The sequence below is a fragment of the Dyadobacter arcticus genome, from assembly GCF_011762185.1.
In the GTDB taxonomy this organism is placed as follows: Bacteria; Bacteroidota; Bacteroidia; order Cytophagales; family Spirosomataceae; genus Dyadobacter; species Dyadobacter arcticus.
Window position 1 is genome coordinate 668,525 of the sequence record NZ_JAASQJ010000002.1, and the last position, 13,555, is coordinate 682,079.

The window sequence follows — 13,555 nt, forward strand, 5'->3', positions numbered from 1 at the left end:
GCTCTTATCCCATGGTGGCAACTGGATTTAGTTGTTCTTGTTGGTTTTAAATCCGTAAATGGTCGTCTGCATACCAGCGATTTTCCATTTCCCGTCTACTTTTTCCATCAGCCTTGTTTCGCGTTTCAGGCCGCGTAGGGAGTCCTGTTGCTCATACGTAACCCACGCTCCCTTCCCGTAAAGCCTTACGTCAATTTTATCCAATAGCTTCGGGACAGGTTCAGGTGCTGGATGCTCTTCAAAAAACGTCTTGACAAATTGACTAATCTCGTCCCAACCTACTGATTCTGAAAAAGTACTATCCGTAAAATTCAAGTAGGTTTTGGTGATGTCCGGGTCGTGCAACCAATTTTCAGTCCACGCATCGTAGTTTCGCTGAAAAGCATCTTTTGTTTCGTTGTTCAATCTCGCTAAGATGGCTGCCTTCTCCTCATCAACAGTTGTCTCCTGATTTCCTTCGACGGCTCTCTTGCCTTTCTGGGATTCTTGACAACTTGAAAGGATAACCAACAGTGTTAACGTAACGAATGCTAGGTTTTTTGTTTTCATTTTCTGTTTTTAGTAGGAATTTATTAAAAGTTTATTAAATGACCAATGCATTCGCTGGCATGACAAGCGGTGTATGCTGGATATTGCCTTTTGAATTGTGTGGACAGGACATCAAGTACATAAAGCCTTTTGGTCTGGGTACATACGTAATGTCGATACCCCAGATCGTTCCATTGGACCGTTTGCAATAATACTATTCGGCAAAATCAGGCCATCCATGACTAGCACCAAATGCCTTCTGATAAAATGCAATTGCTTCTGTACCATTTCCGACAGTGGGCGTAGGAACAATGATTGCTTTCGTAGTCTCTCATCCTGGCTTACATTAATCACTCCCTTTAATGATTGAAATATCGCTTCGATGACCAATGGCAGCTTCCTCCTAATCCGATTCTGTTTGTGGACGACATATTCTATGATTTTTGACTGAGTCACGGATTTTTTGTGTACATTTTATCCGATCTTATTCTCTTTCTTAAAAGCTTTGATGAAAGCTGCTCCACTTACCCGAATCGATATTGCCGAACTAACCCGAGCGGTAACAGATAGCTATGCAAATTTCAGCGTCGCTGAATTGAATGACCACGTTGTGAGGCTAAGTGTAATGACCGAAAGTTATTACTGGCATTACCATCCCAATTCGGATGAGACGTTCATGACAGTTGAAGGTGTTTTGCTAATTGATCTGGAAACGGAAACCATTGAATTACTACCTGGGCAACTTTTTACAATTCCCAAAAACATCGTCCACCGGACCCGGCCCAAGGGAGAACGTTCAGTGAATATTACGATAGAACATTCCCAGCTCGAGACAGTTACGACTACTCAGCCTTAATAACAAATGCCGCCAATTCGGCCATCTTACCATCGCGAAATCACCAAACATCGCAGTAGGTATAGCTGGCCACTTTTCCATCTACATCCTTCATGTCGATTTTGCCAAGTGCAATAACAAAATCTCCTTCTGCTATTAACTTTTCAACCATAAATTTCGGTGGCTCCAAATAGGTTGCTGCCATGTACTGCCGGACGGCTTCCTTTCCATGCAAAGTCTGCTCACCTACAAATGTCCAAACCGTGTCATCTGTACAGAACAATAAAAATCTCTCATAATCACCTTTGGTAATTGCAGCATTTGCTTCTTCCAATATTTGCTTGTTGTTCACACCCATGACTAGTTTTGTTTGACGTTTATTGCATTTGCAGCTTACGACAGCCAGATCTCTTATTCTCTCTTCCCCTCTTGTGATTAGGCTTCACAAAAGCAGTGCCGAAGGTTTTACCTACACAGTAAAAAAATTCATTATAAGTAATAAGGTATGACATAAGGCTGTCACTACACCATCTGACCTTTGTGGAAACAAAAACAAATCATCGTTAACGCAAATCAAAATGGAAAAGAACACGACGGATCCCTGGGAATGGGGCAAGTACACCAATTCAGTACAGGCAGTAGAAATTAAGCAGCCTGAAGGAACACTTTACTGTTCGGGGCAGGTTGCAATCGATGCCAACGGCCAGCCTGTTGCCGCCGATATGAATACGCAATTGGAACTGACCATCCAGAATCTGGAGCAGCTTATCGCCGAGGCAGGTTATCAACCCAGCGGTGTTGTACGGTTGAATGTTTACACGACATCCACCCAGGAATTTTTCACCAGCTGCGTTCAGACTTATCAGGGCTGGATTGCAAAGCACGGAATCAAACAAGCGACTACCCTGCTGGAAGTTAAGGCGTTGTTTGGAGGACTTACTGTTGAACTGGAGGCCACTGTAGTTAAATAGTCACTGCTTGCGTTTTAGTTGAAAGAGCCCGAAATCGGGCTCTTTTGCTTACTTGGTATTGGTCAACAAACGCTATATTCGAATGATATGAACGATTCCGAAGTTACACGTCTTTCCCGCCTGGTAGCCCTGCTGACATTGCTGCAAACGAAGCGTACGGTGAGCGCGACTGAGTTGGCCAAGCGTTTTTCAGTAAGCACCCGCACCATCTACCGGGATATCAGGACCCTGGAAAGTGGGGGCATCCCGATCGTCACCCACGAGGGGAAAGGCTATGCGATGCTGGAAGGCTACCGCCTGCCACCCGTTATGTTTACCCGGGAAGAAGCAATGGCATTGCTTATCGCCGAAAAACTGGCAGCAAGGCTCACAGATTCCGCCACGGGGCAGCTCATGGGCGCGGCAATGGACAAGCTTCGAGCTGCCCTGCGACATTCGGACCGCGACCATCTGGAAACAGTCGCCCCTTATATACTGGTGATGGAACCGGCCACTAGTTCCGAAAGGCCCAATACCTACCAGCAACTGGTCACCGCCGTCACAGCGCACCTGGTTGTGCAGATCGGTTATCAGGCAGCGGAAACCGGCGAGGCTACTCTCCGCGAAATTGAGCCTATTGGTCTTTATCTCAGCCAGCATTGGCATGTGGTAGCCTATTGTCGGCTGCGGCAAGCATTCAGGAATTTCCGTTTAGACCGCATTAGTAGTCTGATTATTTCTCATGAATTCTTCCCTGCACGTCCGGAGACATTGCAACAATATTGGGCTGATGAAGCGAAAAGACGGGAGAAGGAAAAAGTGGTGATCCGCTTCAACCCCCAGTCGGTGTTACCCGCCCAGATTCAGCATTTTCACGACACGAAGCATCAATACGGCTGGACACATGAACAAATTCTGCACGACGGCAGCATGGAAGTTGTGTTTCTGGTAGGTTCACTGCCTTACCTTGCGACCTGGCTGTTACCCTTTGCAGGCGCTGTTGCAATCATTGAACCCGCTGCGTTGGAGGAATATCTATCCGACCTTGCGCAGCGGGCGCATGTTTCTTTTTACAACCCGACAATCACATTGACGCCGAAATCAGGCATACGATCGTAATATCTATCATTTTTTTACGGATCGAGAAACTGTTGTCCCAATTTGCCCTACCTGTTGTCTTATACCCCCTAATTATCTTAATGCTACAAATGATAGCTTTGCTGAAGCACGAATTTTAAAATCAACAGACATGGAAACCATCGACAATTGGGTGGTAAAGGATATTCACGCTGCTGTGGATTTCTTTTCTAAAAGCCTAGGCACGACCGCGTGTTTACATAGCAAGAAACGGGTTTGTATGTGACGGAAGATTGAGGTGATTTGATGTAAAAAACAACACGTACGATGCATCAAATAAGTAATCCTTCAATTTTATACTTTGGAACTCCCGTCGTTTTAGTAGGAACTACAAATAGCGACGAAACCTTCAATCTCGCACCCATTTCGTCCGCATTTTGGCTGGGCTATCGCTGTATGATCGGGATTTCAGCACATTCCAAAACAACAGAAAACATCCTACGGACACGAGAATGTGTGCTGAACCTTCCGTCTGTGGATCAAGTCGATGCTGTCGACCGGCTAGCACTTTTAACGGGAACCAATCCTGTACCTTCCGGGAAAGTTGCAAAAGGTTATGCACATGAAGCCGACAAATTTAATAGGGCAGGTTTAACGCCCGGGAAGTCGGAGATTGTCGGGGCGCCGCGTGTTTTAGAATGTCCGGTTCACCTCGAAGCCAAATTTGTGGCAATCCATCCTTTTGCCGCCGAAACTGGCATTGACAATATCCGAAGTCTTACAATGGAATTAAAAATTGTCCGCGTACATTTGGACGACTCCATACTTTGTGACCAAAATCCTAACCATGTCGACCCTGAAAAGTGGAGGCCACTCATTATGAGTTTTCAGCAATTTTACGGACTTGGCTCGCAAATACATCCTTCTAAGCTTGCATCTGTACCCGAGCGGCTATACAGAACTCCCGATACGGAATCTGCAAATTACCTAAGGCAATTTGGCGCTTAAAAACCCCCTTTAAAAATGCCCGGGCATTCGGTTGACGTTCGGTAAATACACAAATGATTCGTGGGGTTGGGATTATTTGCGTATTCGCTTGCCAAAGGCGATACATTGTTCTTAAGGAGTGTGAATCCTATAATCAAATGGCAGGTGGCTTGGATAAAAAAATAGCTACAATCCAGACTAGAAAAAGACATATGTACTGGGACAGTTGATTTTCAACGTAACCTACCGCTTACCGGCCCAACTATCACTTCTGACCGCCGCAGTTTGAAGACATCAACATATGACAATCCTGTGAAACAACAGAATAAGCCTTTTCAATTCTGCCTCTGATAATGCAGATCTATCTACTTCGTGTTTAGGAAGTTTGAAACCGTAAAACGGATCTTTATTCAAAATCCGCGTTTCACACATATTAAGACTATCTTTTTAAAGTTTGCGAGATACTTCATACTAGAATTGTGGCCACAGTTTTTTTGGGTTTTCAGCCAAAATTCGCACTGAGCGATAAACTCATAGTCCAAGCTCTGGATGCTTAGATCACTTAGGCCATATTTCGACTTTATGAAACCACGAGTGTGCTCGAGCGTGATTTCAATCCTTTTCCCGTCCACCATTAATCGCACGTAAATCGGAAGTTTACCCTTTACGTAGTTGCTGCGCTTCTTTGGATAAAATAGCAGCGTGAGGCTTTTTGTTAGCATAGAATTTTTTTTAGATGATAAAAAAGCAAAAAGCCTACAAAATCATTGATTTGCAGGCTTTTGATGCTTTTTGTAATTGATGCTGGTGGAGATGCAGGGAGTCGAACGGCACGGGCCGCCCCGCCTGATCCAGATCAAGGAAACACTGCGCCTTTACATGAAAAAGCCGCCTCCCGATCAGGAAACGGCTTTCAGTGGAGATGCAGGGAGTCGAACCCTGGTCCAGATCAGGGAAACCCTGCGCCTTCTACATGCTTATCCGTGATTGAATTGTAGGGCTTGACAAGGTACACGGCGGACCCGCATCAAAGCCTTAGATACTGGTGTCTCGTTGGTTTTCCGTATCACTATTCCAACCAGCGCTGATTTGCGACACCCCGGGGCCCAACCATCAGCACGTAGGTTGGAGGGATGATGGCATTTGTTTAATCCTCCGGATTAAGCAGCCATGGCGTAAGTAGATTCGCCAGTTATTGTTTGAGACCATTATTTACGGGAGGTAATCTCAACTCCCGACATGCTTACACACAGACTTCCAACCCGCTGTCAATTCCAGTCACCCCCAATTTTGTTAACTTTTTGCTTTTTGCTTTTAGCTTTTAGCTTTTAGCCTGATCGAATGTTACCAGGTTAAAGTTTCATTGCAAGGGTATTTACACCGGGAAAAGAAAGAAAGTTCAGGCACCAAAAAACTTTTTAACTAAACCATTCCTAACTACTTGAAAACAAAATCATTCCCATCTCAAATTCACTTATTCACTCATCGCCCGGCGACCCGGTCAAAATTCACTCATTCAAAATTCAACATTCATCAAAACTCCCACCGATAACTCAGCACCGGAATCAAACCAAGCTGATACTGGGTCACAACAGCATCTTTCCGCTTGTCGAAATACCGATAGGCTTCATTTTTTGTCCCGGACACATTCTGTAAATCCAGCGCCAATGTCCTGCTGTACCGCGTTTTGCTTTTTTTCCAGTAGATCCGCAAGTCCGGACGGAAGTAATCTTTCATCCTTACAGAATAGGCGCTTTGGAGTTGATAAATGGTTATTTGAAGTAATGCTGAGTATTCCGCATCAATGGACCTGTCCCTGAATCCTCCCAACCACAAAATTTTTGCATTGATGCCCCAAAGGCTTTGATTACCTGATTTGAACTCCTTCCCTGTCGTCAGACTGAACGTGTGCCCGCCATCAAAGCGGCTGTCGTGACGCAAACCAATGTAATCGACATAGGTAGCCTTATACAACGATCCGGAAACGAGCATGTAAAAATCATTGGTCAGAAACTTTTGAAAACTCACTTCCAGGCCGTAGGTCAATGCCGTACCCTGGTTGTAGAGCCGAACATTGGGTCGTTCTTCTACCAGATTAACCGTCGAATAATTATCGCGCATATCACCACCAACAGGAACGTCGAACTGATGTTGCAAATAGGTTTCGATCTTCAGGCTGTTGCTTTTGTTGAAAGTCTGCTGGTAACCCAATACAAAATGATGCGAACGCGTGGGTTTCAAATCGAAATTCTGGCCAATGTCGGTCATTCCATAAACGGAAGAGTATACATATGGCGACTGCAACTGGCTATGCAGACCGTAGGAAAAACTGAGCTGTTCGTCGTTTGACGGCTGCCACTTTATTGCCGCCCTGGGTTCAACCAGGATACTTCCGTTTGTATTATCCTGCTCTATTTTGCTGATCATGGCGTGCAGGCCAATCTCAGTGGTAAGGGTTCGGGCAATTTGAGAAGACCATGCGACAAATGGCTGAATGATCCATGATTTCACTTCACTAGTTGGAAATACAGGCGGCGTTTCGTATTTCTGGCTTGTCAAAAATAGTCCCGCTTTAAACCTCGTCTGCTTATTAACCCGGTAAGAAAAAGTGGTATTAAACGATATTTTTCCATTCAGGATACCGTCATTGCCGATCTGGTCCCGTCGGCCAAAAGTCTGCTTATCTGTTTCAAATGCCTTTCTTGAAGTATTCAACCCCGATGCGACCAGTACCGTCCGGAGGGATGCCCTTTTGCCAATTGGTTGATCAAATGAAGCGCCGACAGCGCCCATTTTGTTTTTGTAAATGATATTGTAGCCATCCTTTTCAAACTCCCAGGCTATTGTGTCTTTTTCGGGCTCAAATGTGTTGCTGCTTATCCCGCCCATGCCAAAAACTGTGAATTTTGCTCCATTTGCAGTCGGAAAATTGAGATTGAACGATAAATCCTGAAAGCGAATGTCCTCTCCTCCGAAACTCACGCCCATTGCACCGAGTAATCCTGTAAATGAATAGCGGTAATTAATGAGATAGGATGCTTTTGATTTTTTCGATAATGGTCCTTCCGCCGCAAAATCGAGGCCCAACAAGCTTGCCTGGACTGTGAATTCGGTTTTTTCATCATTACCATTTCTCAAATTCATGTCCAGGATCCCGCCTGTAACATTGCCGTATTGGGCTGGGAATGCCCCTGACAAAAATTGGGAGGTTCCTAAAAGCTGGGTACTCAAAATATTCACTCCCCCACCCGTCGACGTTGGACGATCGCTGAATGTGCCTGCATTGGATAAATGGTTTGGGTTCACGATCTCCACGCCTTCCAGCCTCCATTGCATACTATTGGGTGAATTACCCCTGATCACTAATCCGTTGGCCTGATCATTGGCAGCGGCAACACCTGGAAAGGACGTGGCTACACGAGCCGGATCCATGTAAGTGGCTGCATATCTGAAAGTTTGCTCAATAGTTATTTCCTGAATGCTGTTAAATGACAATGGCCGCGCCGCGGTAACTGTCGCTTCATTCAATTGTTTACCTGACGGAATCAATCGGATTTGCTGCACATTTTCTTTGCCCGATTCGAGCAGCAACTCTGAAACCAATGCTGTTCCATAACCCGTATACGAAACGGTGAGCTGATATCGACCAACATTCAAATTATCGAATCTGAATGTGCCCCGCGGATCTGTAATGGTACCGGCTTCCGTGGGAGAGACTGAAACCGTGGCACCAACCAGGGGCAACCCGGTATCGGCATCACGCACGGTACCACGGATGGTCGATGTAAAAGTTTGGGCCAGGCAAGAGGTTGCAAATAATAATAACAGAGGCAGAATTCTCAGCATTTGGAATGAGTAAGATACTAATACAAAAATAGTGTCTTACTGTTTACTAACTATCCTACTCTCAAAAAGAAGTAAATGGGTTATTCGAGAGGCCGGCATTATTACCAGCCGGTGTAGAGCATGAGAACTCCAAATGTATCGTAGATGCCGTGAATTAAGACCACATACCATATATTTTTCTTAAAATAAAAATACAGGAGCCCCATAATCACAGAAAAGTAAAATGCACTAATTATTCCCGCTAAATCCTGATATGCATGCGCAAAAGCGAAAACAATGCTGGTTATTATGATTACAATCCATTTTTGCAGTTTTATACTATGGATCACCGAATTTATTCGGTTAAACAAATAACCTCGAAAAAAAAATTCCTCAAAAAAACCTCCTACCAGCCATCCAATTACCAGTAATATCAGCGCTTTCTTAATATTCCCCTTAGTATCCTGTAATGCCGACAAGTCCGGAGTTTTGCCGACAAGCAATTTGGTTAAAAAGGGCTCCAAAAAGTAATTGTCGCTGATACCAAAGATCACACCAACTACTATTGCAACAACAAGATTCCTCTTATTGGTGGAGTTAAATCCGTAGTTCCTCCACCTCTCATGCCTTAAGTATTTTGAAAATCCAACAATCGTCAATACAATGAGGATATAGAAAATATTAAGGTTCAGAAATGGCAAGGGTAAAGTCAACAATACTATTATTTCTAAATAATCAAAAGTTCGACGGTATTTGTATTTAGTTTCCATGTTACGATTTGATTTTCAATATTTTAAATCCATAACGTATCAAAAATTCTCCAAATAACGATATCCAATGATTGAGCGGCCAACTTCATTGAATCAAAGGTTTTCCTGCCGCTCTTATAAAAAAGCAATCCGATTGAATCACGAATTCCTCGCCGACGAGGCTGTTTTGGCGGAATATGCCAATGTCAGAAGTTACCAGCTGCTTTTGCTCGACACGATTTCGCAAGGAAAGCAGTTCAATCTTACCAGTAGTTTCAATTATTCTATCACCAAAAAACGATTAGCTATGATGATCAGGATCAAAAATTTGAACAGGCAATATGCCAAGCAGGCAGCCGTTGCATTGCTTGCATTCGTGTTAACTTTTACGTTTTCGGAGAAGATTTATTCACAGATTGAAAAGAAAGCAGTGAAAGCGTTACCTGAGGTTGCAAAAAACTCTTTGGAATCCAATGAAGGATTATCACAGGAAGAAATGGCGGAATTTAAAAATACCATTGAAAAGCACACCACCTATATTACCAACAAAAGAGGCCGGACTGACCCGATGGTGAATATGGACACAAAGCTGGAAGACCGGATGCACGCACTGTTTATTAAAATGAGCCCGGAGCAAAACGAGGCTGCTTGACCTGAGAACTAACGAATACTTTGATAAAACCTATGAGCAGCGGGTGCATGACCGCGTCTTTATTACAAGGGTGGGATGGATGGGTGCAAGCCATATTGAAAAGAGCGTCAACTAAGCCGATTGTATCCTGGCGGATTTAGGTTCGGGCCAAAAACGAGTAATCGTGTAATTTCTTTCCTTCTTTTCTGCCTGCCTTAAATCGTAATTTTGCTGCATATTCAACCATAACTGAGGACTTGTATTAAAAGCCTCCGCCAATCGTAACGCCATATCGGGGGTTACCGAATAATGACCGTTAATGAGTTGAGACAACGTTTTCCTGGTTACTCCTAAACCCTTGGCTGCGTGTGTTATAGTTAATTCCAAAGGTTCAAGGTATAAACCTTTCAAAACTTGCCCAGGATGAACCGGATTCTTCATTGGTCCTTTAATTGTGATATCTTCCATTGGTTTTATAATTTTAATGATAGTCCAGGTAATCGACATCGATAACATCCATTCCTTCAAATCTGAAAATAATACGGTAATTGGCATTAATCTTAACAGCCCAGAAATCTTTCAACTCCCCAGATAGTTTATGCAAACCCGATCCCGGAAATTCCATGTCCTCTGGTTTGGCCGCTGCATCAAGTAAAGTCATTACCAGGCTTATTTTTTTCAATTGAGATGCCGGTAGTTTAGTCCCGTCGTCTTTAAATGAAATAGCCTGAGTGGTTTGCTGACTATACTTTTTATCATTTGTAAATGTAACACGTTACGTAACGCGTGTCAACACTTAACTTTCTCAATGCTTTACCTGGCGTTTCAGATTTATTGTAATTTCGCCCGGCATTGGAACAAAGACACATGACAATTAAAGATATAGAGTTATTTTTCAAAAATTTGCAGGAACGAATCTGTCAATCTGTTGAAAATGAGGATGGCACAGGCAAATTCAGAGAAGACTTGTGGGAGCACCATTCAGGCGGCGGAGGCAGAACAAGGTTGATTCAAAATGGCAGCGTGATCGAAAAAGGCGGGGTGAATTTTTCTAAGGTAACCGGAGAAGTTCATCCGCGTTTGAGACAACAAATGAACCTGAACGAAAACGACGATTTTCACTTCACCGCCACTGGCGTTTCAATCGTCATGCACCCTCAAAATCCGCACGTTCCCATCATTCACATGAATGTGCGCTACTTTGAATTGAGCAATGGTACCTGCTGGTTCGGCGGCGGCATTGACCTTACCCCGCATTATGTAGATCAGGAAGATGCAAAAGCATTTCACACCCATTTGAAATCAGCCTGTGACAAACACTACCCGACTTTTTATCAAAAATTCAAAAGCTGGGCTGACGATTACTTCTACATCCCACACCGCAACGAAACCCGTGGAATAGGCGGCATTTTCTTTGATTATCTCAAACCTGATGAAGCCGGAAATGGGCAAAACCGCTCCAAAGACGAACTGTTTGCATTTGTAAAAGAGATAGGAGAAAGCTTCGGCCCCATTTACGTTAGTTTCATGAAAAAACATCGTAATGATGTATTTACTGAAGAGGAAAAACAATGGCAGTACCTACGCAGGGGCAGATATGTAGAGTTCAACCTGGTTTGGGACCGCGGTACTAAATTTGGTCTGGAAACAAACGGCCGCACAGAATCTATTCTGATGAGTTTGCCGCCGCAGGCGAATTGGGAGTATAATTTTAGTCCCGAAGAAGGTTCAAAAGAGGCAGAAACGCTGAGGTGGTTACGGAAAGGCGTTGAGTGGTGTTAAGTCCCAATCTTCATCCAAATCATAAAACAACTTCCCTCTTTCCACTGTCAGCGGTGAATTGAAATTGTTTGTAAAAAGCTGGCCGGTACCTAATCCTTGCGGCAGCGGATTGTTTTTTGAAGCGGTATATTGGGCAATCGCATTCAGGCCAATGTTCGATTCCAATGCAGATGTGATCCACCAATCGATTCGCAGGCGGTTTGCGATCTCAATCCATTCATTAGTATGTTGAAATCCGCCGAGCAAGGTGGGTTTGAGAATAATGAAGGGCGGCGCCAGTTTTTTGAGCAGCGCAAATTTAGCATGGTAATCAAAATGCCCGATCAACTCCTCGTCCAATGCGATCGGAATGGGTGATGCAGCACACAATTCAGCCATTAAACCCTCTTGACCGGCTTTTACGGGCTGTTCTATGGAATGCAGGTCGAATGTCGCCAGTTCGTTGAGCTTGTAACTTACATCTTCTGCACGAAATGCGCCGTTTGCATCCACGCGAAGAATAATGTCATTTTTATCAAATTCCCCACGAACTGATTCCAGAATTCTACATTCCTGCTGAAAATCAATTGCACCGACTTTCATTTTAAGGGTGGTAAAACCCTGTGAAAGCTTATCCGAAACCTGTTCCAGCATTTGATCGAAAGAACCCATCCAGATCAGCCCGTTCATCAGAATGCCTTGTTTACCAGCAGAAAATGCATTTTTGAACAAAATCCTGCAACCGCCATTCATGATATCCAGCAATGCGCTTTCCACACCAAATCTGACAGAAGGCAAATGATGCGGTACAACCTGATCGAGAATGATGCTCAGATTAAATGGAAACACATCGACGTCCAACCCGTTAAAAAGGTCGCAAACAGATGAAAGTTGGGATTCAAAATCGGGGATATCATCTACGCTGAGTCCGGGAAGCGGGCCGCATTCACCGTAGCCTGCTATGCCTCGCTTATCACTATCTGTCACCCTAAGAATCCACGAAGTTTTTTGTGTAAGAACACCTCTCGAAGTACCTGCTCCTTTACGAAAAAGTAGCGTATGAGGTTGATACACAATATTTAACGGCATGTTTGTGGGGTGTCAGACTTTTTCGGGGGCACAATATTAGACAAAAAATACGTAAATATGCACCCTATATGCAAGAAGATAACTGGATAAAAACACTGCTAAAACCGTTGTCGTGGCTATATGGCGTCCTCACCGGCCTTCGCAACCAGCTTTACGACAGACAGGTTTTTTCATCCCAAAAAGTCCCTCAGTTTGTTATATCGGTTGGTAATCTGACGGTCGGCGGAACCGGCAAAACCCCCGTGATCGAATACCTCACCAAATCATTCATGTACCGATACCCGACTGCCATCCTGAGCCGGGGTTACGGGCGGAATACCAAAGGGTTTGTTCTCGCAGATGATGCTGCCAATGCTGCGACAATTGGTGATGAGCCTTTGCAGTTTTATCAAAAGTTTGGGAAGACTGTCATTGTTGCTGTTTGTGAAAAACGTGTGGATGGGGCTATTGAAATTGCAAGGTTATATCCGCACACAAAGTTGCTGCTCTTGGATGATGCCTACCAGCACCGCACCATTCATCGGAACATCAACATCCTTTTGAACGACTACAACCGCCCATTTTATCACGATGAACCATTCCCTGGCGGAAGGTTACGCGAAAATCGAAACGGTGCACAACGCGCCGATGCCATCATTGTGACCAAATGTCCGGTATATCTTACCGATGAGGAAAAAGCGTTAGTCAAGCCCAGCATTAGAAATTACACCCGACCGTTAACGCCCGTTTTTTTCGCATTTACCGATTACGCGGAGGCGCTAAGCTACACGGGGGCGCCGGTATCGTTAAAGAAAGTTAAAATGGTGGCCGGCATCGCAAATCCCTCCCCTTTCGCTGCATATCTCGACAGCAGGTTCGACGTTGTAGATAAAGTCATCTTTCCGGACCATTATAATTACAAAGCCGGAGATCCGGAAGAACTGATTAAGTACTTAAAAAGCGATACTTTTGTGGTAACAACCGAAAAAGATATGGTCAAATTAAAACCATTGGCGGAGCGGTCCGGATGCGCTGACAGGTTTGCCTACATTCCCGTCGCCATCAATTTTGGAGACGAAACGGACGCTTTCATGCAATGGTTATCCGGACAAATCTGGGACCAACATTAAAACGGTAGAACGAT

General features: G+C 44.3%; 15 protein-coding genes and 1 other RNA gene. 7 read left to right on the forward strand and 9 right to left on the reverse strand.

Annotated features, from left to right (window positions below):
- Positions 1-27 precede the first annotated feature (27 nt).
- Positions 28-549 (reverse strand): Cif family virulence factor, encoded by a 522-nt coding sequence (locus FHS68_RS10575; RefSeq protein WP_167269775.1) that lies wholly within the window; start codon positions 547-549, stop codon positions 28-30.
- A 487-nt stretch (positions 550-1,036) separates the two neighbouring features.
- Between FHS68_RS10575 and FHS68_RS10585 the strand changes: the two genes are divergently transcribed.
- The gene (locus FHS68_RS10585; RefSeq protein WP_167269777.1) at positions 1,037-1,384 is read left to right on the forward strand and encodes a cupin domain-containing protein; all 348 of its coding nucleotides are present in this window, start codon (positions 1,037-1,039) and stop codon (positions 1,382-1,384) included.
- 40 nt (positions 1,385-1,424) lie between these two features.
- Here FHS68_RS10585 and FHS68_RS10590 read toward each other — a convergent pair whose 3' ends face one another.
- A complete protein-coding gene (locus FHS68_RS10590) occupies positions 1,425-1,721 on the reverse strand; it encodes a nuclear transport factor 2 family protein (RefSeq protein WP_167269778.1) in 297 nt (98 codons plus the stop codon).
- Between the two features lie 220 nt (positions 1,722-1,941).
- Between FHS68_RS10590 and FHS68_RS10595 the strand changes: the two genes are divergently transcribed.
- The 3 genes from FHS68_RS10595 (at position 1,942) to FHS68_RS10605 (ending at position 4,398) form a co-directional block, all read left to right on the forward strand.
- Complete coding sequence (locus FHS68_RS10595; protein ID WP_167269779.1) at positions 1,942-2,334, forward strand: RidA family protein; 393 nt, start codon at positions 1,942-1,944, stop codon at positions 2,332-2,334.
- Positions 2,335-2,421: 87 nt separating this feature from the next.
- Positions 2,422-3,432, forward strand: a complete 1,011-nt coding sequence (locus tag FHS68_RS10600; RefSeq protein ID WP_167269780.1) for a helix-turn-helix transcriptional regulator — start codon at positions 2,422-2,424, stop codon at positions 3,430-3,432.
- Positions 3,433-3,717: 285 nt separating this feature from the next.
- Positions 3,718-4,398 (forward strand): flavin reductase family protein, encoded by a 681-nt coding sequence (locus tag FHS68_RS10605; protein WP_167269782.1) that lies wholly within the window; start codon positions 3,718-3,720, stop codon positions 4,396-4,398.
- A 389-nt stretch (positions 4,399-4,787) separates the two neighbouring features.
- On the opposite strand, the gene FHS68_RS26405 is transcribed toward FHS68_RS10605, so the two are convergent.
- The 4 genes from FHS68_RS26405 to FHS68_RS10625 all read right to left on the reverse strand — a co-directional run bounded on the left by FHS68_RS26405 (position 4,788) and on the right by FHS68_RS10625 (position 8,972).
- Complete coding sequence (locus FHS68_RS26405) at positions 4,788-5,099, reverse strand: phage integrase SAM-like domain-containing protein (RefSeq protein ID WP_310588538.1); 312 nt, start codon at positions 5,097-5,099, stop codon at positions 4,788-4,790.
- Positions 5,100-5,291: 192 nt separating this feature from the next.
- Positions 5,292-5,663, reverse strand: a transfer-messenger RNA (tmRNA) gene (gene ssrA, locus FHS68_RS10615).
- Between the two features lie 247 nt (positions 5,664-5,910).
- On the reverse strand, positions 5,911-8,223 hold the full coding sequence (locus FHS68_RS10620; protein WP_167269784.1) for a TonB-dependent receptor: 2,313 nt from the start codon (positions 8,221-8,223) through the stop codon (positions 5,911-5,913).
- 101 nt (positions 8,224-8,324) lie between these two features.
- Entirely contained in the window at positions 8,325-8,972 is a 648-nt protein-coding gene (locus tag FHS68_RS10625; protein ID WP_167269786.1) for a CPBP family intramembrane glutamic endopeptidase, read from the reverse strand.
- Positions 8,973-9,105: 133 nt separating this feature from the next.
- Between FHS68_RS10625 and FHS68_RS10630 the strand changes: the two genes are divergently transcribed.
- Positions 9,106-9,603, forward strand: coding sequence for a hypothetical protein (locus FHS68_RS10630; RefSeq protein WP_167269788.1), 498 nt, complete (start codon positions 9,106-9,108; stop codon positions 9,601-9,603).
- Positions 9,604-9,714: 111 nt separating this feature from the next.
- Here the strand turns inward: FHS68_RS10630 and FHS68_RS10635 are convergent, their stop codons facing one another.
- Together FHS68_RS10635 and FHS68_RS10640 are read right to left on the reverse strand one after the other, a co-directional pair.
- Positions 9,715-10,050 (reverse strand): HigA family addiction module antitoxin, encoded by a 336-nt coding sequence (locus tag FHS68_RS10635; RefSeq protein ID WP_167269790.1) that lies wholly within the window; start codon positions 10,048-10,050, stop codon positions 9,715-9,717.
- 13 nt (positions 10,051-10,063) lie between these two features.
- Complete coding sequence (locus FHS68_RS10640; protein WP_229211847.1) at positions 10,064-10,264, reverse strand: type II toxin-antitoxin system RelE/ParE family toxin; 201 nt, start codon at positions 10,262-10,264, stop codon at positions 10,064-10,066.
- A 185-nt stretch (positions 10,265-10,449) separates the two neighbouring features.
- On the opposite strand from FHS68_RS10640, the gene hemF reads away from it, so the two are divergent.
- A complete protein-coding gene (hemF, locus tag FHS68_RS10645; RefSeq protein WP_167269792.1) occupies positions 10,450-11,364 on the forward strand; it encodes an oxygen-dependent coproporphyrinogen oxidase in 915 nt (304 codons plus the stop codon).
- Here the strand turns inward: hemF and FHS68_RS10650 are convergent.
- Complete coding sequence (locus FHS68_RS10650) at positions 11,338-12,432, reverse strand: o-succinylbenzoate synthase (protein ID WP_167269794.1); 1,095 nt, start codon at positions 12,430-12,432, stop codon at positions 11,338-11,340. The genes hemF and FHS68_RS10650 overlap by 27 nt on opposite strands.
- A 68-nt stretch (positions 12,433-12,500) precedes the next feature.
- On the opposite strand from FHS68_RS10650, the gene lpxK reads away from it, so the two are divergent.
- Positions 12,501-13,541, forward strand: a complete 1,041-nt coding sequence (lpxK, locus tag FHS68_RS10655) for a tetraacyldisaccharide 4'-kinase (RefSeq protein ID WP_167269796.1) — start codon at positions 12,501-12,503, stop codon at positions 13,539-13,541.
- The last annotated feature ends 14 nt before the right edge of the window (positions 13,542-13,555 follow it).